Below are 23,253 nucleotides of genomic sequence, written 5' to 3'. Positions count from 1 at the left end.
GGAGGACTTCTAGTGACAACCAAAATAAGAAAAATAGACAACGGTTCAATTACAACACCGAAAGGCTTTTATGCAGGCGGCTATGAAGCGCACATCCGCTACACTCATAAAAAAGACATCGGCATCATTTATAGTGACGTTTCAGCAACAGCTGCAGCTGTTTACACACAAAACGTTGTGCAAGCTGCCCCAATTTTTGTGACAAAAGAGAGCATTGCAAAGGAAAACAAAATTCAAGCGGTGATTGTCAACAGCGGCAACGCCAATGCCTGTACGGGCGAAAAAGGTTTAAGCGATGCATACGCAATGCGGAAATGGACGGCTGAAAAGCTTGGAATTGCAGATCATCTTGTGGCTGTCGCTTCAACAGGAGTAATTGGCGAATATTTAAACATGGAAAAAGTCCAAGAGGGGATCAACAATATTGAATATGAACGTTCATCAGCAGGAGCCAAAAGCTTTGCCGAGGCTATTTTGACAACAGATACGTGTGAAAAGACTGCCTGCTATCAATTTGAAATCGAGGGAAAACAGGTGACCATCGGCGGAGCAGCAAAAGGATCGGGGATGATTCATCCCAACATGGCGACAATGCTCGGGTTTTTGACGACAGATGCGAATATCGATGAAAAATCGCTGCAGCAAGCTTTCCGAGAAGTTATCGATGAAACGTTTAATCAAATAACCGTTGACGGCGATACATCAACAAATGATATGGTGCTTGTTTTAGCAAACGGAAAAGCTGAACACTCAATGCTGACGGAAGAGCATCCAGATTGGCCTGTTTTTAAAGAGGCGTTGAGAAAAGTAAGCGAAGATTTAGCAAAGCAAATTGCCAGAGACGGTGAAGGTGCGACAAAATTGATTGAAGTTTCTGTTAATGGGGCTAAATCAAAGCAGGAAGCGAACATCATTGCCAAGACGATTGTCGGATCCTCCCTCGTCAAAACTGCAATATATGGAAAAGATGCGAACTGGGGAAGAATCTTGTGCGCCGCCGGCTACAGCGGAGCGGAATTCGATCCGAATCAAATGGAAGTGTATCTCGGCCATATCTTATTATTTAAAAACGGATTGCCAGTTTCATTTTCGGAACAAGAAGCGATCCAATATTTGGATCAGGAAATCGTAGAAATCAAGGTAATGTTAAATAATGGTGAAGCACAAGGAAAAGCATGGGGATGTGATTTAACATATGAGTATGTCAAAATCAATGCAAGTTACCGGACATGATAAACCGATTGTTGTCATTAAGCTTGGCGGCAGCATGCTGGAACAGCTGTCAGAAAGCTTTTTAGACAGCATAAAAGAACTGTTAACTACGAAACGGGTCATTATCGTCCACGGTGGAGGACCGGAAATTAACAATATGTTGACAAAATTAAATGTAAAAAGCGAGTTTTACAACGGCATGCGTAAAACGACAAAAGAAGTGCTTGAAATTGCAGAAATGGTTCTTTCAGGAAAAATTAACAAACAGCTTTCGGCTCTGTTGACACAAAAAAATGTGAAAGCGATCGGTCTTTCAGGCACTGATGGTCAGCTAATTGTCTCGTCATTTTTAGATGAAGAAAACCTTGGCTTTGTCGGCAAAGTCGAGCAGATTAATGATGAACTATTGCGTTCGCTGCTAATTCTTGACTATGTTCCAGTCATTGCCCCGATCGGCATAACGGCGGATGGGCAAAAATTAAATATCAACGCAGATCTGGCTGCTAGTGCAATTGCTGAAAAAATAAATGCGGAACAGCTGCTGTTTGTGACGAATGTTCCGGGAATTTTACATGACGGCAAGCTTATTGAAGAAGCGACGGAAACGATGATCGAAAAACTCATTGAACAGAAGGTTATTTACGGCGGGATGATTCCGAAAGTACAGGCGGCTTTAGATGCGCTTTCTGATCAGCTTGAGCATGTGATGATTGTGAGCGGCAACGACCGTATTTTTAAGGAAGGGAAAATGATCGGGACGAAAATTACGAAAAAACGAGAGGTCGTGGTCAAATGAGTTATTTATTTCCAACTTATGCGAAGTGGGATGTGGCGATTGAAAAAGCAGAAGGAAGCTATGCATATGATGCAAACGGAAAAAAATATTTAGATTTTATTTCCGGAATTGCTGTATGCAACCTGGGTCATTGTCCGAAGCAAGTGGCGGATGCCATCACTGAACAGCTGCAAAAGGTATGGCATACTTCTAATCTTTTTCATATCCCCCTTCAAGAAGAGGTTGCCAAGCAATTGGTGGAGCATTCAAGCGGAGATGCCGTATTTTTTGCGAACAGCGGCGCCGAAGCGAATGAAGCCGCCATTAAACTGGCTAGAAAACATACCGGCAAACATAAAATCATTACATTTTACCAGTCTTTTCACGGCAGAACATTTGCGACTATGACGGCTACTGCTCAAGAAAAAGTACATAAAGGGTTCGGTCCTCTCATTCCTACGTTCGAATATCTTCCTTACAATGATGCAGCTGCGGTGAAAAACATTCATGATGAGGATATAGCTGCTTTTATGCTGGAAGTGGTTCAGGGCGAGGGAGGAGTTATTCCTGCAACGAAGGAATTTTTACAGGCGGTAGAAGAAAAGTGCAGCGAGATCGGCGCATTATTCATCGTCGATGAGGTGCAAACTGGAATCGGACGCACCGGAAAAGCATTCGGCTACCAGCATTACGGCATTTCTCCGGATATTATCACTGTCGCCAAAGGATTGGGAAGCGGATTTCCTGTCGGAGCCATGATCGGAAAACAAGAATTGATCGAAAGTTTTTCACCGGGAACACACGGTTCAACGTTCGGCGGGAATTATTTGGCTATGGCAGCTGCGAAAGCAACTTTGGAAACTGTTTTTCAGCCAAGCTTTTTGCAAAGCGTTCAGGAAAAAGGTCAGCGGCTGTTCGAAGGTCTATCAGAACTCTTGAGAGATGTGCCTACTGTAAAAAAAGTGCGGGGTAAAGGATTGCTGCTTGGAATTGAGCTGGATATTGAGGTCAATAAAGTGCTTGCTTCTTTAAGAGAAGAAGGACTTCTAGCACTTTCAGCTGGATCCAATGTGTTACGGCTTCTTCCTCCGCTCACTGTTTCGAATGAAGAAATTGATTTAGGACTGGGCATTATTGCTTCTGTTTTGAAAAAAGAAAAAATCTTCTCTTCCTAAAAGAGGAGAATTTTCTTGCAAATTGTTGTATAAATATACATCAAAGAGGTGTTCAATATGCAAGGTTATCTTGTATTAGAAGATGGAACAGTTTTTGAAGGCAAGATGGATGAAATCGTGTCTCCTGTTAAAGGGGAACTCGTTTTTTATACAGGAATGACAGGATATCAAGAGGTGTTGACAGATCCTTCCTACAAAGATCAAATCGTCGTTTTTACGTATCCGCTTATTGGCAATTACGGCATCAATGATCAAGATTTTGAAAGCAAAAAGCCGCAGGTGAAAGGGGTCATCCTTTTTCAGCTGACTGAACACTATTCCCATTATAAAGCGAACCGTTCATTAAAAGACTATTTACAAAAATGGAATATTCCTTATTTAACAAATGTTGACACGAGAGCTGTTGTCAAACAAATCCGATCAAAAGGGACATTGCATGCGGTCATTTCAAAAGACAAACAATACGACTCTCAGGATAAGCTCTCCGATTTTCCGATTCGCGATGTTTCTGCAAGCGAAATCGAAACGTTTGGCAATGGTGCGACACACATTGCGCTAATTGATTTTGGATTTAAAAAATCGATTTTGAATTCTTTGCTGAAAAGAGGCTGTAAAGTTTCAGTCGTTCCGTTTCATCAAATGGAAAAAGTGTTTGAAATCAAGCCGCATGGCATCGTGCTGTCGAACGGACCGGGCGATCCAAAGCAAATGAAAAATTATTTTTCAACATTAAACCAATTGATGAAGCAATATCCGACGCTCGGGATTTGTTTAGGGAATCAGCTGATTGCCCTGTCGTTTGGCGGGAATACAACAAAGCTCAGATTCGGGCACCGCGGAGCAAACCATCCGGTAATTGATCAAAAAACAGGAAACGTATTTATTACATCACAAAACCACAGCTATGTGGTGGATAAAAAAAGCTTGGAAAAAACACCTCTTAAATTGCGATATACAAATGTTAATGACGGCTCAGTTGAAGGGCTTGAGCATGAAAAATTGAAAGTCATGTCTGTTCAATTTCATCCGGAAGCCCATCCAGGACCGGAAGATGCTAGTTTTATTTTTGATGAATTTTTAGACACATATGTAGCAGCAGGGAGAGAAAAAGTCTATGCCTAAAGATACATCATTAAACAAAATACTAGTGATCGGTTCAGGTCCGATCATTATCGGCCAAGCGGCGGAATTTGACTATTCTGGGACACAGGGATGCTTGGCGTTAAAAGAAGAAGGATTTGAAGTTGTACTTGTTAACAACAATCCTGCAACGATTATGACCGATACGAAAATTGCCGATGCGGTCTATTCAGAGCCGCTTACGGTGGAAAGCATTGAAAAAATAATTGCAAAAGAACGTCCAGACGGCCTTTTGGCAACATTGGGGGGCCAGACGGCTTTAAATCTAGCTGTGGAGCTTGATCAGGCAGGGATTTTGCAAAAATACGGCTTGAAACTGCTCGGAACCTCGATCGAATCGATTCAAAAAGGGGAGGACCGGGAGCTATTTCGAAAGCTGATGATTGATTTGAACGAGCCGATCCCGGAAAGCAAAATTGTGGAGGATGTTCCGTCCGCCCTTCAATTTGCTGATGAAATTGGTTTTCCGATTATCATTCGTCCGGCTTATACGCTTGGCGGCAAAGGCGGAGGCATCGCCTACAACCGAGAAGAGTTTATTTCCATTGTCACAAATGGACTTAAAATGAGCCCAATCAATCAAGTGCTTGTGGAAAGAAGCATTGCCGGATTTAAGGAAATCGAATATGAAGTGATGCGCGATGCAAAAGGTACTTGTATTACCGTCTGCAATATGGAAAACATTGATCCAGTCGGAATTCATACCGGGGATTCGATCGTTGTTGCTCCATCTCAAACATTAACAGATGAAGAATATCAAATGCTCCGGCAGGCGGCTTTGAAAATCATCGATGCATTAAAGGTGGTCGGGGGCTGCAACATTCAGTTTGCACTTGACCCTGAAAGCAAGCAATATTACGTGATTGAGGTCAACCCTAGGGTAAGTCGCTCTTCCGCACTTGCTTCGAAAGCGACCGGTTACCCAATTGCCAGAATGGCTGCAAAGCTAGCTGTTGGCTACTCATTAGCGGAGCTGAAGAACCCGTTAACGATGTCGACATATGCCAGCTTTGAACCTGCACTTGACTATGTAGTTGTCAAATTTCCGCGCTGGCCGTTTGATAAATTTACAAAAGCAGATCAGAAGCTTGGAACAAAGATGAAAGCAACCGGCGAAGTGATGGCGATCGAACGGACGATGGAAGCCGCTCTGCAAAAAGCTGCGGAATCGTTGGAATTAAATAATATCGGCATTTATTTGCCTAAGCTTGTGAAAGAAGATACGTCAGCTCTTATTAACCGCCTCCAGCATGCAGATGATGAACGCTTTTTCATCTTAATGGAGCTGTTAAGAAGAGGAGTTTCCATAGATGAGCTTCACAGCCAGACAAAAATTGACTATTATTTCTTGCATGTTTTCAACCATCTAATTGAACTTGAAGGAAAAGCGAAAAAAGAAAAGCTGTCTCCAAACCTTTTAAAAGAACTGAAATTTTTCGGCTTTTCCGACCGTTCGATTTCATATTGGCAAAAGACAGAAGAAAAAGAAATCCGAAAGCTCCGCAAAGAGTGGGGGATTAAAGCCATATTCAAAATGGTTGATACATGTGCAGCAGAATTTGAAGCGAGAACAAATTATTTCTATTCTACGTACGTTTTCGGTGAAAACGAAGCTGTCTCCACAAGAGGAAAGAAGAAGGCGCTTGTCATTGGTTCCGGCCCGATTCGCATCGGACAGGGAGTTGAGTTTGACTACAGTGCTGTTCACTGCATTCAAACATTGCAAAAGCTTGGATATGACGCGATCATGATCAACAATAATCCTGAGACGGTCAGCACTGATTATGAAACAGCGGATCGATTATATTTTGAGCCGTTAACAGTCGAACATATATTAAATGTTGTTGAAAATGAAAACATTGACGTAACGCTCGTCCAATTTGGCGGCCAGACGGCGATCAACTTAGCGGAGATGCTTGAAAAAGCAGGCGTGAAGCTGCTTGGTACAACTTCTGAGCTTCTGGACATATTGGAGGATCGAGAAAGATTTTATCAGCTATTAGACGAAACGAATATCCCGCACATTCAAGGAGCAATGGCACATACAAAAGAGGAGGCGATATCGGAAGCGAAAAAGCTGCGGTATCCGATCCTGTTAAGACCTTCATATGTTATTGGCGGAAAAGGCATGGTGAAGGTAAAAAATCAAGAAGAGCTGCTTTCGTTAGTGGAGCAGACGGACGAAAATCATTTTCCTCTTCTTTTAGATGAATTCCTTTTTGGTCAGGAAGCGGAGGTTGATTTAATAGCTGACGGGAAAAATGTGTTTATTCCGGGATTTATGGAGCATATCGAGCCCGCTGGTGTTCATTCTGGCGATAGTTATGCGATTTTTCCAGCTGTGTCGTTGTCAAAAGAAATAAAAGAAAAAATGACCGACTATGCGGAAAGAATGGTTCAACATTTGCAATATAAAGGCATTATGAACATTCAATTTTTAATTGATGGTCAGGACGTTTATGTGCTGGAAGTGAATCCGCGTGCGAGCCGGACTGTGCCGATCGTCAGCAAAGTTGCCGGAGTGCCGTTAGTAGATCTTGCGACAACCATTTTAACCGGAAAAATGTTAACTGACTTACATCCTCAAATAGCAGCCCATGAATATGTGGCTATTAAATATCCGGTATTTTCAACGCACGCCCATTCAGATGTCGATATGAAACTAGGTCCGGAAATGAAATCGACGGGCGAAGGAATGTGTGTCGGCAAATCTGTGGAGGAAGCGATGCGGAAGGTATTCGATCATTTATTTCCAATTCATTCGGACGGTATTTTTGTGGATGGAGATAAGAAAGATGATGTACTCGATTATATAAAACCGGTAACGGATAATTTTGAAAGCTGGCTTGAGAAAAAAGAAGCGGTGCTTTATTATAATCCGGAAGAAAGCGATCAGGCAAAGGCAAGACGACAAAAAGCGCTTGAACGGGGAATTATGGTATTGACGGAAGAAGCATCATTTCAGGCATTTTTAAGTGCACTAACAGTTAGCAAATACACGCCTATTTCTTTACATGAACTGTCAGATAAAGGAGTCGAAATGAGTTTATGAGTACACTTAAAGGTCGTAACGTTTTAAAGCTGCTTGATTTTACATCAGAAGAAATTCAATATTTGCTCGAGGAAGCATTGAAATTAAAGCAAAATCCGCTATCAAACGTCCTTCATGGGAAAACGCTGGCGATGATTTTCGAAAAATCATCCACTCGAACTCGTGTCTCCTTTGAAGTAGGAATGCTGCAATTAGGGGGACATGCGCTTGCTCTTTCTTCAAAAGAGCTTCAGCTCGGGCGCGGTGAGACAATCGCTGATACAGCGAGAGTATTGTCGCGATATGTGGATGCCATTCTTCTCCGCACAACTGACCACAATCGGGTCAAAGAGCTTGCCGAATATGCAACTGTCCCTGTCATCAATGGTTTGTGCGACTTGTACCATCCTTGTCAAGCGTTAGCTGATTTATTGACAATTTATGAGCTGAAAGGCAAATTTTCAGGCGTAAAAGTCGTTTATGTTGGCGACGGCAACAATGTAGCCCACTCCCTTATGGTTGGCTGCGCAAAAGTTGGCGCTCATTTTACGATCGCAGCCCCAGAAGGCTATGAGCCAAATGAAAGCATTTTGAAACAGGCGAAAGAAATTGCTGGCGAAACGGGCGGGAAAGTCGAATTAATTCATAATCCAGACGAAGCGGTTCAGGATGCTGATATTATTTATACGGACGTTTGGGTCAGCATGGGACAGGAAGAAGAAACAGAAGCAAGAATGAAAGCATTTAAACCGTTTCAAGTAAATCAATCCTTGCTGGCAAAAGCAAAACGAGATGCAAGCTTCCTTCACTGCCTGCCGGCTGCGCGCGGTTTGGAAGTGACAGATGAAGTGATGGACGGAAGCCAATCAGCGGTATTTTTGCAGGCCGAAAACCGCCTTCATGCGCAAAAAGCAATTTTAAAAGAAATTATGGCTTAACAAGATCTTTCGTTGATAAAGCAGGATGATCTCCTGCTTTTTTCTTTTGAAACCGGGGCGAAAGGTTTTACTCTACTGCATATATATCCAGACAAAAAAGAACGACAGGTGAGACGATTTTAGGAATAATTGTAAATAATGATTCTCACAGAAACAGTAAAAAGAGCTTTTGATCCAGCATTCGGTTCTTGAACGCTTAAACGATTTTTTCAAAAGGATACCATATGCAGTGAGTTCGATTTTGGGCGTTGAGTAAAGTTTCGAAGTACATCACATAATGAAAATTATCAAAGGTGTTTCTGTCTATACATGAAAAATCTTCTGATAGCCAACAATAATGTCCAAGGAGGGATGATTCATGGGTCAAAATCGTCAATTCAGGCCTGGTCAAAAAGCACCTAACAACGGAATCTACATCGAAGTCGGCGAGACCGGATCGATGGTGGTCGATCCCAAAAAGGTTGAACTCAAAGCAGGAGATCGATTCCCCGAAACATCCAACCATAATCGGGTTTGGACCTATAAGCGCAAGCCGTAATATTTCGAACAACGCTAAGCCATTCGGAAAACGAATGGCTTTACTTGATTTATAAAGAAGTTATAATAAAATTAAAGGTCAAAAAAAGTCAAAATAGGGGCGTTTCGGTATGGATGTAAATCAATTCACGGAGAAGCTGCAAAAAAGTCTGGTAGAAGCTCAAAAAATCGCAAAAGAACATGAACATCAAGAAGTGGATGAATTTCATATTTTACTTGCTTTTCTGCGGCAGTCTGACGGGATTTTTCCAAGAATTTTAGAAAAACTTAAATGTCCTGTACAACAAATTGTGTCAGCGATCAACGAGTATTTACAAAAAAAGCCGAAAGTATCTGTTCACGGAAACGGTGAGGTAAATATTTATATTTCCCGTACTCTTTCAGAAGCTTTTGCAAAAGCGGACGAAATAAGGAAAGATTTTCAAGATGATTATTTATCAGTTGAACATATTATATTGGCATTTTCCGAATCGAGCTCAAAAGAAGTGAGAGAGCTTTTTCAGCAATATCACTTAACAAAAGCTGCCATATTGAAAGTGTTAAAGGAAATAAGGGGGAATGCTCGGGTGACATCACCTAATCCAGAAAGCACTTATGAAGTATTGGAGAAATACGGCCGTGATTTAGTTAAAGAGGTGAAAGAAGGAAAAATTGACCCTGTCATTGGCCGTGATCAAGAAATTCGGCGCGTGATCCGAATTTTATCAAGAAAAACGAAAAACAACCCGGTGTTAATCGGTGAACCAGGGGTTGGAAAAACAGCGATCGTGGAAGGATTAGCCCATCGGATTGTACGAAAAGATGTACCGGAGGGATTAAAAGATAAAACAATATTTGCTTTAGATATGAGCTCGCTCATTGCGGGAGCCAAGTTTCGCGGAGAATTTGAAGAAAGATTAAAAGCCGTTTTGCAAGAAATCAAAAAGAGCGATGGACGGATTATTTTATTTATTGATGAATTGCACACAATAGTCGGGGCCGGCAAAACAGAAGGAGCGATGGATGCCGGCAACATGTTAAAGCCGATGCTTGCGAGAGGTGAGCTGCACTGCATAGGAGCAACGACACTTGATGAACATCGCAAGTATATTGAAAAAGATCCGGCGCTTGAGCGGCGTTTTCAACAGGTGCTTGTGAGCGAACCGTCTGTGGAAGACACGATTTCTATTTTACGAGGACTAAAAGAACGGTTTGAAATCCATCATGGAGTCAAAATTCATGATTCGGCGATTGTAGCTGCGAGTGAGCTCTCGCACCGCTATATTACAGAACGCTTCCTGCCTGATAAAGCGATTGATTTAATCGATGAAGCATGCGCGATGATCCGCACGGAAATAGATTCAATGCCGACAGAACTTGATGAAGTGACGAGAAGGATTATGCAGCTTGAAATTGAAGAGGCTGCATTGAAAAAAGAAACGGATGACATCAGCCGAATCAGATTGGAAGAGTTGCAAAAGGAACTTGCAAATTTAAAAGAGAAAGCAAATGAAATGAAGGCGAAATGGCAGCTTGAAGTCGAAGGTATTCAACAGCTTAGAAGCTTGAGGGAAGAGCTGGAAAAAGCACGCAGAGATTTAGCTGATGCTGAAAATGAATACGATTTAAACAAAGCGGCTGAGCTGCGCCATGGAAAAATTCCGGCGCTGGAAAAACAAATCAAACAGCTGGAAGAAGAAATGAAGCAGAAAGAGGAAAACAAGATGCTTCGCGAGGAAGTAACAGAAGAGGAAATTGCCGGTATTGTGTCAAGATGGACTGGCATTCCGGTAGCAAAGCTTGTACAAGGGGAAAGAGAAAAGCTTCTGAAGCTTGAACAAATATTAAAAGAAAGGGTCATCGGGCAAGACGATGCAGTTGAATTAGTATCGGATGCAGTTTTGCGTGCGCGGGCAGGCATAAAAGATCCGAACAGGCCGATCGGCTCCTTCCTCTTTTTAGGTCCGACAGGGGTCGGGAAAACGGAGCTGGCGAAAGCATTGGCAGAAGCGCTTTTTGACAGCGAGGACGAAATAGTCCGCATTGATATGTCGGAGTATATGGAAAAACATTCTGTCTCAAGGCTGATCGGCGCACCTCCGGGTTATGTCGGATATGAAGAAGGAGGACAGCTGACGGAAAAAGTTCGGAGACATCCGTACTCGGTTATATTACTGGACGAAATCGAAAAGGCTCACCCAGAAGTGTTTAACATATTGCTGCAAATGCTTGATGACGGCAGGGTGACCGATTCGAAAGGAAGAACAGTTGATTTTAAAAATACAGTGATCATTATGACATCCAACATCGGTTCTCAGCATTTGCTCTCCGGTTTAAATGATGAGGGGGAAATAACAGACGAAGCGAAAAAGAAAGTTCTTGATGAGCTCTCCATGCATTTCCGGCCGGAATTTTTAAACCGGATTGATGACACGATCCTGTTCAAGCCTTTAACAATGAACGAAGTAAAAGGAATAGTAGAAAAACTTTTAAAAGAGCTTCAAGCGCGCCTATCCCATAAACAACTTACACTAAAGATTACAGATGAAGCGAAGGAATTCATTGCAAAAAGAGGATTTGATCCTGTATTTGGCGCACGGCCGCTGAAACGGTTTATTCAAAAGCATGTAGAGACAAAACTTGCGAAAGCGGTTATTGCTGGAACCGTTCATGATCGTGACCAAGTTCTGTTAGGGGTAGAAAATGAAGAAATTGTTATAAAAACGGATTTGCATGCTCATGAGAAGAGCGGAGCAGCAAAATTAGAATAGCTATAAATGGATATTAAAACCCTTCTCAATCGAGGAGGGTTCTTTTTTTTGTGCGGACCATGTAGACATAGGAAACTGTGTCCTGGTGGCGGGGAATCTGATTCGGAGACTAAAAACAGGGCGAGATTCCTATCAGGCTAGTTTCATGGGGAGATTGCACAGCTAGCAAGCCTGATTCTGCCTAAAAGACTAGAAAACTATAATTGGAAAAGTGTAGTGATTTATAAGTTTTTCCGCCAATCTTAGTTGTGCTGACGTATACGTAACAGCTTCATGTAAATTTGCTAGGCTGAAATCTTAATTATACTGACGTATATGTTAACTGGTAAGGGTCTGTCCAAAGACAAATCTCCATTGAAAACAAAAAATCACAGGGGATGTCTTAAGCCCAAAAATGACTTACTTAGACTATCCCCTTTTTTTTGAATTTGTCTATATTATGACGTAACAAGTGAGGCTTCGCCGATAGCAGCAGGCATCTAATCGCTGATTTTCGTTTTAAAAAAAAAGAAATTGGCAATTCGCCAATTTCGACAAATTCTTAATGCTCTTCTGAAGGTTCAGCCGGAATTAACTCCCCAATTATAAAGAGAAGTACGGTAAAAACAACAGAGATTATAATTGCTGTTGAAAAATGGAATGCAGAGCCTGTCATGGAAGAAACAACATAGCTGGCCATGTTGACAAGCAAAAACGTCCAAAAAAATGTTGCGAAATATCTCATTATCTTCACCTCGTTTATTCCTGTCTTTACTTATATTATCATACAACATTTTTCATGAAAACGGTTGTTTCGCGATTTTTTTGCGAGCCTTTTTGACATTTCGTACATACATTATAAAAGGTCATCGATGGAAAGGTGGTGGGCAAATGGAAGGTGTTTTGGAAAGATTTTTTCAAATTGAAAACGAGTGGAATGTCATTCATCTTCCGGAAAAGCCGAACGGATTCGGCATCTTGATCATTGGCGATCGAACCCATTTTGTTGAAAATGGTTCAAGCTACTGGTTGGAGCATTACGGGCGGCGTCAGCTGATCAATACGTTAAAAAGCTGCGGATATACATTGTTTCATTCCAATCTTTACGGACGCCATTGGGGCAGCCCTCACGCCGTTTTGTTGGCAAAACAGCTTTATCATCTTGTCATGAAACAAGAAATTTTAAATAAAAAAATCCATATACTGTCTGAAGGTATAGGAGCACTCGTTGCGCTGCAGTTGATGGAAGAGATGCCAAATTCCATCCGTTCATCGGTGATGATCAATCCTTGTTTGGACATAAAAGCCCAAATAGCGGAAGAGAAAAAGAATAAATTTTTTTACAAACAAATGATAAAAGAACTATCAAAAGCTTACCAATTAGATGAAAAAGCTGTCACCCATTATCCCTTTGTCCGTATACAAGACTTTGTATCAAAAATACCTGTAGGCATCTGGCAGAAAATGAACGGGGGAAGCTATTCCTATAAAATTCACGGAAAAAAATATGAGGAATGGAGAAAGCAGCTGAAAGCTCCAATTCAATTCACATTTTATTTCCAGGAAAATATAAATCGGATCCATGATATGATAAGAAGTTTTTACAAAGAGCATGAAAGAATCTTATAGAAATGGAATTGAGGACTGGGAGAAAATGCTCAATAAGTGAGCAGGCTGCCCCTTTTTGTTTGAAAAGGGCATTGGACTAATCTTTTCTTTTTTCGCATACGATACAATAATAGTTTTTTCATAAAGGAGGTTTTCAAAATGTCAACTGCCTTAAAGCAGTGTAAACATATTTTAATTGTTGGGGTTCATCAATTTGAAGGCTTTCATATATGTTCAAAACTGGTAGAGGAAGGATTACTAGTCGATGGAGTGGTAATCGTTCCTAAAAATCCGTTGCAAAAAAAAATATGCGAAGAAGAAATGATGTGGCTCGGGCGGAACGCACATTTTCATTTATTGGAAGAAGACAGCTGGATAGAGGATGCTTCCAAAAAGCAATATGATTTGATTTATTATTGTCAAACAGATCAACACCCGATAGACGATGAAGCTGAAAAACACCGATTGGAAAAAACGGTCGAAATCGCATCCCTCAAGCAGACTCCGATTATTTTTATATTTTCTCTTGAAGGAGAGAATCCGCTGGAAGATAGGGATGAAGAAATTGACAGCTGGATGCAGCAAATAGGACAAAAATGGACTTTCCCTTATTTATTTGTTTATCTTCCAACCGTTTTCGGACCTTGGCAGCCGCTAGGCCATTGGATTTCGAACAGTTTGTTGGAATGTACAGGCATCAGCCGTTCCAAGACGAATGCGAATGAAAAAATTGTCATTCGCGACATTCTTCATATTGATGAAATAGTTCCGGTGTTAACAGAATTTGACGAAGATTTGTTTGCGAAAAAAACAATTTACTTGATTTCCGATGACAAAGAGCGCATCAAGAAGGTGATGAGCTTTTTTGACATTTTTCATTACATTTACAAGCCTGTATCGAAAAGCGAACATCATTTAGTTGTTCCAAAGACGGTCGAAAACATTGAAAAGAGTTTGCAAGAATTAAAAGATTTTTTCCTGCAAAATACACGCAGACTTTATACCTAAATATAAAATTTCTTTACTTCATTGACGGCGTATAGCAAAATAAAAGAGGAATGAAGTGAAACGTGAAAATTTTAGTACTAAATATACATCGTGTTAAAGAGGAAGCTTCCTAGAGAAACGCCTCATAAGCTATATTTCGTGACAATCAAATTGACCGTAAATTCAAAAGATCGTTTTGAACTTAGCTGAGATCGATATGTAATCATTTCGATTATTGAGAAACCTCACCATTTCAATGATGATGCAGTTCACTGGTTTAAAGGAGTTGCTTGGTATGTATAAAAAAATGTTTGTGATCATTTTTATTTTATTATTTCTCGTTGGCTGCGGACAAGCATCAGAAAAAGGAAAACTGAAAAAGGTGGGTTTGCTCGTTCCTGAAACGATTAATGATCAAGTTTGGGGGACAAAAGGGTATAAAGGGCTGTTAAAAATTCAGTCTGAGCTGAATGTAGATGTTTTTTATAAAGAAGGAATGAATTCCGAAGCGGCGGTGAGGGAGGCGGTCGAAGAATTTCACGGAAAGGGAGTTAATTTAATTATCGGGCACGGTCACGAATATGAGGGTTTTTTTAGAGATTTGCTGGATCAATATCCAGATATTCATTTCGTTTTTTTTAATGGTGATGCAAAAGGCCCGAATGCCACAAGTTTAAATTTTGAGGCGCATGCCATGGGCTTTTTCGCAGGAATGGTGGCAGCACATATGACAAAAACAAACGAAATCGGAATTATTGCCGCTTTTGAGTGGCAGCCTGAAGTGGAGGGGTTTTATCAAGGGGCGCAATTTGAAAATCCAAACGTAACCATTCACATTGAATATGTCCAAGGGTTTGATCATGTTGACTTGGCGCTTGAGAAGCTCGATAAGCTTGTCGCAGAAAATGTAGATGTTGTTTATCCGGCAGGCGACAGATACAACGTGCCAGTGATCGAAAAAGTGAAGGAAAAAGGAATATATTCAATTGGCTTTGTTTCAGATCAAAGTGATTTGGGCGAACAAATGGTTTTAACAAGCACAGTACAGCATGTGGATGAGTTGTATTTATTAGTCGCAAAAAAATTTATAAAAGGCGAACTGGAAAGCGGGAATTTATATTTTGATTTTCAAGATGGTGTGATTGATTTAGGGAAGTTCAGCCCTCTAGTAGATAAAGAATTTAAAAATAAAGTTTTAAAATATGTGGAAGAATATAAGAAAACAGGGAAATTGCCTAACGAATAATGCTATGGTGAGATAAATAAAATAAAAATTTTGGGGGATGGTTGAATTCATCCCCTTAATTTTTAAATAGTTTTTTAATTTGATTGACGAACGGCTTTATTTCTTTAATAATTGGCTTCAGCTCAGATAATTTTGTCACAATATCATCGACTTGCTCAAAAATTTTTTGATAGTCTGATTGCTCGTTTTGCTCGTTTTTTTCGGAAGTTTTTTCAGAATGAACCGGAAGCTGCCGGCCGAACATAAATTGGGTAAAAAAATCGGGTTCTGGTGCTTCTGCTTTCTCTTTTTCATCTTCCTGCCGCTCGTTTACGTTTTCATCACTCATTCCCGTTTCACCTTCCGTTCTTTTTTCCTTTTCATCCTATTTTATGAAACAAAACTGAGTAAGGAATAGACGATTAGCTCAATCTATCAGTCAAAAACAAGAAAACCTGTAGTTAACTGTTATGAAGCATATTGCTATAAGTAGAAAAATAATATAAAATTAGTACCAAGTCATAACATTTGATAATAATTTTTTGTGAAGGAGATGTTCTTGATGAGAGCTGGGATCATCGGGATAGGCCGTTATATACCGGAAAAAGTTGTGACTAACTATGATTTAGAAAAAATCATGGATACGTCTGATGAATGGATTCGAACAAGAACCGGCATTGAAGAGCGGAGAATTGCTTCAGATGATATGAAAACATCGGATTTGGGCGCAAGAGCGGCATTAGAGGCCATTGAAGATGCAAAAATTTCCCCGGAAGAAATCGATATGATAATAGTTGCGACCGCAACACCTGATCAATCCTTTCCGTCAGTTGCCTGTGTTCTGCAGGAAAGACTTGGTGCAAAACGGGCTGCTGCTTTGGACATAAGCGCCGCATGTTCAGGTTTTATTTATGCGATGGCAACGGCAGAGCAGTTTATACAAACAGGAGCTTATAAAAAAATTCTTGTCGTTGGAGCCGAAAAGCTTTCGAAAATTACGGATTGGAATGACCGTTCAACAGGTGTTTTATTTGGGGATGGTGCCGGGGCGGTTGTTTTAGGAGAGGTAAGTGATGACAGAGGGATTCTCTCATTTGAGCTAGGAGCGGACGGAAGCGGCGGCAAGCATTTATATGAAAAAGGCCATATTGTGATGAACGGGCGTGAAGTATTTAAATTTGCTGTGCGGCAGATGGGAGAATCAAGCATTAATGTACTGGAAAAAGCGGGATTAACGAAAGAAGATGTTGACTTTCTCATTCCGCATCAAGCAAATATCCGCATTATGGAAGCCGCCAGACAACGGCTTGAATTGCCGGAGGAGAAAATGTCCAAGACGATTCACAAGTACGGGAATACTTCCGCAGCATCAATACCAATTTCTTTATACGAAGAAGTAAAAGCTGGTAAAATAAAAGATGGTGATCTTATTGTGATGGTTGGCTTCGGCGGAGGTTTAACATGGGGAGCCATTGCATTAAGATGGGGACAGTAAAATCATTCAATCAAAAATAAAAATGCTTTTTTTCCGTCATACAAACCGAAAAAGGCGAGGTGTAATGATATGGAAAAACGTAGAGTAGTTGTAACAGGCATCGGTGCTGTGACACCGATTGGATTGGATGCGAAAACAAGCTGGGAAAATGCTTTGAAAGGTGTATCAGGCATTGGAGAATTGACGAGAGTCGATAAAGACATATTTCCTGTCAAAGTTTCTGCCGAAATAAACGATTTTAAACCTGAAGATTTTATGGATCGGAAAGAAGCGAGGAAAATGGACCGCTTCACACAATTTGCATTAGCCGCCTCGTTGATGGCGCTTGAAGATTCAGGTTTAAAAATAAATAATGAAAACCGCGAACGGGTAGGCGTTTGGATCGGTTCAGGCATAGGCGGAATGGAGACGTATGAACAGCAATTCGAAACTTTTCTGGAAAAAGGTCCGAGACGTGTAAGTCCTTTCTTTGTTCCGATGATGATTCCTGATATGGCAGCCGGACAGGTGTCCATAGCGATTGGCGCGAAAGGTCCAAATTCATGTACAGTCACTGCCTGTGCAACAGGATCAAATTCAATAGGCGATGCCTTTAAAGTAATTCAACGTGGCGATGCCGATGTGATGATTACGGGCGGAACAGAAGCGCCGCTGACCAAGATGGCTTTTGCAGGTTTCAGTGCAGCAAAAGCGTTGTCGACAAATCCTGATCCGAAAACTGCTAGCCGTCCTTTTGACAAAAACCGCGATGGCTTTGTCATGGGAGAAGGTGCAGGAATACTTGTTCTTGAAGAGCTGGAACATGCTTTAAAACGAGGAGCAAACATTTATGCAGAAATCGTCGGCTATGGATCAACAGGCGATGCCTATCACATTACACAACCGGCTCCTGGCGGAGAAGGCGGTGCACGTGCAATGAAAATGGCAATTCAAGATGCAGGCTTAAAACCGGAAGATATCGATTATATTAATGCCCATGGAACAAGCACCGAATATAATGATAAATTTGAAACATCGGCGATTAAAGAAGTTTTTGGCAGCCATGCTTATCAATTAACCGTCAGCTCGACAAAATCGATGACAGGTCATCTCCTTGGAGCAGCAGGAGGAGTTGAAGCCATTTTCACCATTTTAGCAGTGAAAGAAAATATAATTCCTCCGACAATTAATTATGAAACACCTGATCCTGACTGTGACTTGGATTATGCTGTTAATCAGGCTAAACAAAAAACAGTTCGGGCGGCGCTCAGCAATTCCCTTGGTTTCGGAGGACATAACGCCACGCTCGTTTTCAAGAAATTTGAAGAAGCCTGATGTCAACCTATAGGAAATTAAGGATTATATGAAACCGTTATTGCCTAAACAGGCAGTAGCGGTTTTTCTTTTTTAAAAAAATTCAAACATCTTTCTTTTCTAATGAATAGTGTAGAAAAGGAGGTGCGAAGATTTGGGAGTTATTGACACAAAAAACTGGTTGAAGGAAAGCCGGAATCCAATCGAGCTTTGTGAAAAGCTAGAGAAATATTTTCACCATTTACAAGCGGAGGAAATTCATCACTACCTGTCACAATACGGCATGCTTCGAACTGGCTATGAACATTGGCTTGTTAAGGCTGATGATTCGAATATTTGGACAAAAGCAAATAACATTTTTTTGAAGTTAAAGAAAAGATGGAACGGTCCAGATGTCCCTATTTTTATTTTTCCTGTTGAAGAGCGAAAAAGTTTTTTTGGGAGAGATTTTAAAGGTCGTTCGGGGTTGTCTTTTCAGGATAAAATGTTTTTATTTTTATCGCCGGATGTAAAAAATGACGAGCTCATTGCGCTATTGATTCACGAATATCATCATATTTGCAGGCTTAGGAAAAATCCGAAGCACGAAAAAGACTATACGCTTCTTGATGCGATTATTTTGGAAGGTTTGGCGGAGCATACGGTTTACAGAACGATAGGTGAGCAGCATGTAACAAATTGGGTGAAAAAATATTCGAAGAGACAACTATACAGCTGGTGGAAAAATTTAATTGTTCCGAATCAAGACATAAAATGGGACCATCCGTTATTCGATCAGCTTTTGTTCGGAAAAGGCTTTTATCCGACCATGCTTGGATACGCAATTGGATATGATATCGTACAAACGTTTTATAAACAAAAACCGTTTTCAACAAAAGAAAGCTTTTATTTGCCTGCCGAACAATTCGTGGAAAGCTATGAAACAAAGGAATAGGCTCCTTTGTTTCTATATTTATTAATAATTTGGACAGACTGTGAATATGAATAAAAAATAGAACGAAACTTCCAATGATGGGGGAATGGATTTGGCACGATTAAAACGACCATGGCTGTATATATCGATTCTCTTGTTTTTATTGCTTCTACATGGCTGCTCAAGTCTGGATTATAATAGAAAGCCGCAACCAACGGTTAAGGAGATAAAGGAGGAAGAGCTCGATCCGCTGATTGTTCCGGAAACATTTATAATCGGTTCAACTGAATCGCCGCAGCTTTTTAATCCTTTGTATTCTCTAGATGAATCAAGCTCGCAGTTAGAAGGGATGCTTTTTGATGGACTGGTGACAGTTGATGAGCAGCTGCGGCCGAAACCGCATCTGGCTGAAAAGATTCAGCAATCAGAGAATGGACTTGAATATACGGTCACTATTCGGCGCGGGGTCAAATTTCATGACGGAAAAGAATTAACGGCGGATGATGTTGTTTTTACTTACAGCATTCCTTTAAGCCCTGATTATAATGGCGAAAGAAGTTCAGACTTTGAAATGATTGAAAGCATTGAAAAGCTTGATAAGTATACAGTGAAATTCCGTTTAAGAGAAAAAGACGCCTCCTTTCTTCCAGTCACATTATCATACGGCATATTGCCGAAGCATTTGTTGAAAAATGTACAGGTTGCAAAATTAAAGGAGCATAAGTTTAATACATCACAGCCTGTGGGCACTGGGCCTTTTCGGTTCGTAAAATGGGAAAAGAATGGATTCGTAGAGCTGGCCGCAAATGAACATTATTTTTTAGGGAAGCCTCGAATCAAATCAATCAAGTATAAAATTGTTCATAACCAGGAAGTTCTTTACGAACAGCTGAAAAATGGCGAGGTTCATTACGCCCCTGAAATAGAACTAACCAATGTAAAAAAAATAAAAAGGTTAAGAGGATTGGACGTTCAATCGAACATTTCCCATTCTTATGTGTTTATCGGCTGGAATGAAAAAAACGAACTTTTTCAAGATAAAAAAGTAAGGCAAGCCTTGACGATGGCGATCAACCGCAAAGCTATCGTTCGCAAGATTTTGCACAGACAAGGAAAGGAAGCACATATTCCAGAAACGCCTATTGCTTCTATTTTTACCGACGAAATTCAAACATTAAAGTATAACCGGAGAGAAGCAAAAAAGCTGCTGAAAGAAGCGGGATGGGAAGATACGGATAGGGACGGCATACTGGATCGAGAAGGAAAAGATTTCTCGTTTACGTTAAAAACGAACAAAGGAAATGTTGTTCGCGAAAAAGTTGCGTTGCTCGTGCAAAAACAATTGAAAGAGATCGGAATTGACGTGAAAACGGAGTTTTGGGAATGGGAAGATTTAATTAAGCAAATTTCACCGCCGAATTGGGATTACGATGCGTTGATTTTAGAATGGTCGTTATCTAAATTTCCGAATCATTTTGATATTTTCCATTCCAGTCAGAGAGAATATGGATTGAACTTTGTTTGGTGGGAAAACGAACAGGCCGACCTGCTGCTGTCTAAATCTAGAAAAATAATGGACGAAAGCGAACGAAAACAAATTTACAAGGAGATATTTCAAATTATCGAGGATGAACAGCCATATACAGTTTTATATTATCCGAAGGAATTTCGGGCGTTGCCTGAACGGTTAAATGGCTATATTTTTCATCCGAAAAATTATTTTTATAAAGTGCATGAATGGTCCTTTTCTGAAAGCTGACAGGCTTGAAATCCGCATTGATCAAAAGTGGAATACGTAGTGATGAAAAGTTTTTTGGGCAATGAAAAATTTGGAATAAAAACCTTCTCCACTGACCATAATGATGACAAACAGTCTTGTAGTAAGGGGGCTAATTATGCTGAATTTGTACGATGTTTGGGTAAACTGGTTTGAAGGAGAAGAAAATGGTTATAATGTTTGTCATTTTCATGAATGGAGAAAGGATGATAAGGTTGAACTGTTAGACCAAGTACCGCTGATTAAAGTGAGTAAAGAACTTTATGATTATATTGAAAATGACTTAAAAGAACTGCCTGAAAAACTTTTAAAGGATGTTTACCAGAAGGCATACGCCCGGAAAAACCATGAGAGAATTCAGCTAGATTATTGCTTTGTTGTTTCGGATGGCAACGGCATTTTAGCAGTAGATACGATCGGATATACGACGCCAATTCGCAAAAGCCGGCTTATCCCAAGACAAGAGCAGCTTGTATATGACATGGTGAAGGATTTAGAGCCGGAATCATACGAGTTCTCACAAACAAATGACAAAGACAAAAAAGATTATCATCTTTTATCCCTTGCACCTGAATATATGCACGGATTAACCCGCAAAGAAAGACAGCTGAAACAGCTTTTGTTTATGGCTCTTGATCAATTGCAATCGACAAAAAATACGGCGGAAATGAAATATTGGTATACGGAATGGAATCCGTACATGTATGGTCAAATTCAATCACTCGGTTTTGAGGAAATTTGGACTATGCTTTATGAGGAAGCGATTGTCGGATGGTCTCAAAAGCATGAACAATTATGCGAACGATTAATAAAAGGGCAGCCTTTCTTTGAAAAGCTTTGGGAAATGGAGCAAGAACCGAAAGTAAATTAAGGAAGAGGGCACTATATCAGCCGCCCTCTTTTTATCGAACATATTTTTTTAAGCTAGTATATTTGTTTTGTTTAATCAGCTCCATCATCAATCGTCATTCGTTCGCTAGCGCTTTTATTTTCGTTTTTTTCTTCCCAATCCCATTGCATTCTCCATTTTTTTCAACATTTTGGATGCTACTTTGTTTGCTTCCTCCCGGCCTCTGTCTAAAATGTCATCAAGTTCATCAGAATCAATGAGCTCATAATATTTTTCCTGAATCGGCTTTAAAGTGTTAATGACGACTTCTGCCAAATCCGCTTTAAATTCACCATAGCCTTTTCCTTCGTATTTTGTTTCCAGCTCGGCAATTGACACGCCAGCTAAAATTGAATAAATAGATAAAAGGTTGGAGATGCCAGGTTTGTTCTCTTTATCATAACGAACCACTCCGTCTGAATCAGTCACAGCGCTTTTAATTTTCTTTTCAATTTTTTTTGGATCATCGAGAAGGGAAATAAACGATTTTTCATTCGCATCGGATTTGCTCATTTTTTTCGTCGGATCTTGAAGCGACATAATCCGAGCACCGACTTTTGGAATGCGGACTTCTGGAATTTTAAAAATGTCTGCATATTTTTTGTTGAATCTTTCGGCTAAATCCCTTGTCAATTCCAAATGTTGTTTTTGATCCTCGCCGACTGGAACAAGGTCCGTGTTGTACAAAAGAATATCGGCGGCCATTAAAGGCGGATAAGTTAACAGTCCTGCTGAAACAGCTTCTTTCCCTTTAGATTTATCTTTAAATTGTGTCATTCTTTCAAGCTCGCCAATATAAGAAACGCATTGAAGCATCCATCCTGCCTGCGCGTGAGCGGGCACCTCCGATTGAATGAAAAGGGTGGATTTTTCCGGATCGATGCCGACTGCTAAATATAATGCAGCAAGGCTCTTAATGTTTTTTCTTAATTTAAGTCTGTCTTGCGGAACAGTTATGGCATGCTGATCGACAATGCAAAAATAGCATTTATATTCATGCTGGAGCTCTACAAATTGTCTCATTGCTCCGATATAGTTTCCGAGTGTTAACGTGCCGCTAGGCTGAATTCCTGAAAAGATCGTTTTCATGTGCAAACTCCTCCTGATTTTTATATATAAAAAAGCCCATCCGTCCGTATAGGGACGAATGGACCGCGGTGCCACCCTAATTATTTCACAAACTTTCATGTGAAATCACTTTTCGTCTTTTAACGCAAGACAAAAACGCCGCAGCTTACTGATTTCAGCTGAGAGCTCAAAAGTCCATTTCCATACCGGACAGTGTTTGTTTCCACCAGCCACAAACTCTCTGAAAACTGTTTTCGGCATGTACTTCTCTTTCTCATCGCCTATGTATTCATTTACAGATGATTATAAAAAAATTGTGTATTCTTTGCAACTTCTCAGCGTCTTTCTGAAAAAATTTCTTTTTCATGTTTGATCGAACCAAAAAAGGGGAAAAGAAGAGTAGAGAAAGAAAAGAGGTGTTAATTGAGAAAATGGCCTTGAAAATGATCATCATTCACCGG

General features: G+C 40.5%; 19 protein-coding genes and 1 other annotated feature. Of the genes, 16 read left to right on the top strand and 3 right to left on the bottom strand.

All coding sequences use genetic code 11. The features are described from left to right. The first annotated feature begins 12 nt into the window (after positions 1 to 12). From argJ to clpB, 8 genes are all read left to right on the top strand, one after another. Positions 13 to 1,233, top strand: coding sequence for a bifunctional ornithine acetyltransferase/N-acetylglutamate synthase (argJ, locus tag NSQ94_RS13775; protein ID WP_063387020.1), 1,221 nt, complete (start codon positions 13 to 15; stop codon positions 1,231 to 1,233). Continuing rightward, entirely contained in the window at positions 1,196 to 2,008 is an 813-nt protein-coding gene (gene argB / locus NSQ94_RS13770) for an acetylglutamate kinase (RefSeq protein ID WP_339229429.1), read from the top strand. Before argJ ends, argB begins: the two co-directional genes overlap by 38 nt. Beyond that, on the top strand, positions 2,005 to 3,162 hold the full coding sequence (locus tag NSQ94_RS13765) for an acetylornithine transaminase (RefSeq protein ID WP_066248379.1): 1,158 nt from the start codon (positions 2,005 to 2,007) through the stop codon (positions 3,160 to 3,162). The genes argB and NSQ94_RS13765 overlap by 4 nt, the downstream gene beginning before the upstream one ends. 57 nt (positions 3,163 to 3,219) lie before the next feature. Continuing rightward, positions 3,220 to 4,284, top strand: coding sequence for a carbamoyl phosphate synthase small subunit (locus tag NSQ94_RS13760; protein ID WP_063387018.1), 1,065 nt, complete (start codon positions 3,220 to 3,222; stop codon positions 4,282 to 4,284). Continuing rightward, a complete protein-coding gene (locus NSQ94_RS13755; RefSeq protein ID WP_339229427.1) occupies positions 4,277 to 7,354 on the top strand; it encodes a carbamoyl phosphate synthase large subunit in 3,078 nt (1,025 codons plus the stop codon). The genes NSQ94_RS13760 and NSQ94_RS13755 overlap by 8 nt, the downstream gene beginning before the upstream one ends. Beyond that, the gene (gene argF, locus NSQ94_RS13750; RefSeq protein ID WP_066248375.1) at positions 7,351 to 8,271 is read left to right on the top strand and encodes an ornithine carbamoyltransferase; all 921 of its coding nucleotides are present in this window, start codon (positions 7,351 to 7,353) and stop codon (positions 8,269 to 8,271) included. Before NSQ94_RS13755 ends, argF begins: the two co-directional genes overlap by 4 nt. Before the next feature lie 358 nt (positions 8,272 to 8,629). After that, positions 8,630 to 8,809 (top strand): YjzC family protein, encoded by a 180-nt coding sequence (locus tag NSQ94_RS13745; protein WP_063387015.1) that lies wholly within the window; start codon positions 8,630 to 8,632, stop codon positions 8,807 to 8,809. A 109-nt stretch (positions 8,810 to 8,918) separates the two neighbouring features. Beyond that, a complete protein-coding gene (clpB, locus tag NSQ94_RS13740) occupies positions 8,919 to 11,558 on the top strand; it encodes an ATP-dependent chaperone ClpB (protein ID WP_339229425.1) in 2,640 nt (879 codons plus the stop codon). 541 nt (positions 11,559 to 12,099) lie between these two features. On the opposite strand, the gene NSQ94_RS13735 is transcribed toward clpB, so the two are convergent. Continuing rightward, positions 12,100 to 12,282: a YjzD family protein gene (locus NSQ94_RS13735; protein ID WP_063387013.1), complete on the bottom strand. Its 183-nt coding sequence runs from the start codon at positions 12,280 to 12,282 to the stop codon at positions 12,100 to 12,102. A 146-nt stretch (positions 12,283 to 12,428) separates the two neighbouring features. On the opposite strand from NSQ94_RS13735, the gene NSQ94_RS13730 reads away from it, so the two are divergent. From NSQ94_RS13730 to NSQ94_RS13720, 3 genes are all read left to right on the top strand, one after another. Then, positions 12,429 to 13,166 carry a hypothetical protein gene (locus NSQ94_RS13730; RefSeq protein ID WP_339229423.1) on the top strand — a complete coding sequence of 246 codons (738 nt, stop codon included), beginning with the start codon at positions 12,429 to 12,431 and terminating at the stop codon, positions 13,164 to 13,166. A gap of 138 nt (positions 13,167 to 13,304) precedes the next feature. Next, the gene (locus tag NSQ94_RS13725; RefSeq protein WP_339229421.1) at positions 13,305 to 14,153 is read left to right on the top strand and encodes a hypothetical protein; all 849 of its coding nucleotides are present in this window, start codon (positions 13,305 to 13,307) and stop codon (positions 14,151 to 14,153) included. 274 nt (positions 14,154 to 14,427) lie between these two features. Further along, complete coding sequence (locus tag NSQ94_RS13720) at positions 14,428 to 15,378, top strand: BMP family ABC transporter substrate-binding protein (RefSeq protein WP_066248363.1); 951 nt, start codon at positions 14,428 to 14,430, stop codon at positions 15,376 to 15,378. A gap of 55 nt (positions 15,379 to 15,433) precedes the next feature. Here NSQ94_RS13720 and NSQ94_RS13715 read toward each other — a convergent pair whose 3' ends face one another. Next, positions 15,434 to 15,706 (bottom strand): hypothetical protein, encoded by a 273-nt coding sequence (locus NSQ94_RS13715; RefSeq protein WP_063387009.1) that lies wholly within the window; start codon positions 15,704 to 15,706, stop codon positions 15,434 to 15,436. Positions 15,707 to 15,919: 213 nt separating this feature from the next. Between NSQ94_RS13715 and NSQ94_RS13710 the strand changes: the two genes are divergently transcribed. The 5 genes from NSQ94_RS13710 (at position 15,920) to NSQ94_RS13690 (ending at position 21,706) form a co-directional block, all read left to right on the top strand. Then, positions 15,920 to 16,852 (top strand): beta-ketoacyl-ACP synthase III, encoded by a 933-nt coding sequence (locus NSQ94_RS13710; RefSeq protein ID WP_063387008.1) that lies wholly within the window; start codon positions 15,920 to 15,922, stop codon positions 16,850 to 16,852. A gap of 69 nt (positions 16,853 to 16,921) precedes the next feature. Next, positions 16,922 to 18,166, top strand: a complete 1,245-nt coding sequence (gene fabF, locus NSQ94_RS13705) for a beta-ketoacyl-ACP synthase II (protein WP_063387007.1) — start codon at positions 16,922 to 16,924, stop codon at positions 18,164 to 18,166. Positions 18,167 to 18,299: 133 nt separating this feature from the next. Next, the gene (locus NSQ94_RS13700) at positions 18,300 to 19,079 is read left to right on the top strand and encodes a DUF2268 domain-containing protein (RefSeq protein ID WP_063387006.1); all 780 of its coding nucleotides are present in this window, start codon (positions 18,300 to 18,302) and stop codon (positions 19,077 to 19,079) included. A 91-nt stretch (positions 19,080 to 19,170) separates the two neighbouring features. Further along, positions 19,171 to 20,817, top strand: coding sequence for a peptide-binding protein (locus NSQ94_RS13695; RefSeq protein ID WP_066248360.1), 1,647 nt, complete (start codon positions 19,171 to 19,173; stop codon positions 20,815 to 20,817). 136 nt (positions 20,818 to 20,953) lie between these two features. Continuing rightward, on the top strand, positions 20,954 to 21,706 hold the full coding sequence (locus NSQ94_RS13690; RefSeq protein ID WP_066248356.1) for a YjbA family protein: 753 nt from the start codon (positions 20,954 to 20,956) through the stop codon (positions 21,704 to 21,706). A 114-nt stretch (positions 21,707 to 21,820) separates the two neighbouring features. Here NSQ94_RS13690 and trpS read toward each other — a convergent pair whose 3' ends face one another. Next, entirely contained in the window at positions 21,821 to 22,813 is a 993-nt protein-coding gene (gene trpS, locus NSQ94_RS13685) for a tryptophan--tRNA ligase (RefSeq protein ID WP_339229419.1), read from the bottom strand. Between the two features lie 47 nt (positions 22,814 to 22,860). Beyond that, positions 22,861 to 23,079: a binding site (T-box leader), on the bottom strand. Positions 23,080 to 23,253: the final 174 nt, after the last annotated feature.

The organism is Aeribacillus sp. FSL K6-2833, from assembly GCF_037965815.1.
GTDB lineage: Bacteria > Bacillota > Bacilli > Bacillales > Aeribacillaceae > Aeribacillus > Aeribacillus composti.
Note: the sequence above shows the minus strand (reverse complement) of the source record. Positions and strands in the feature narration are given on the sequence as shown.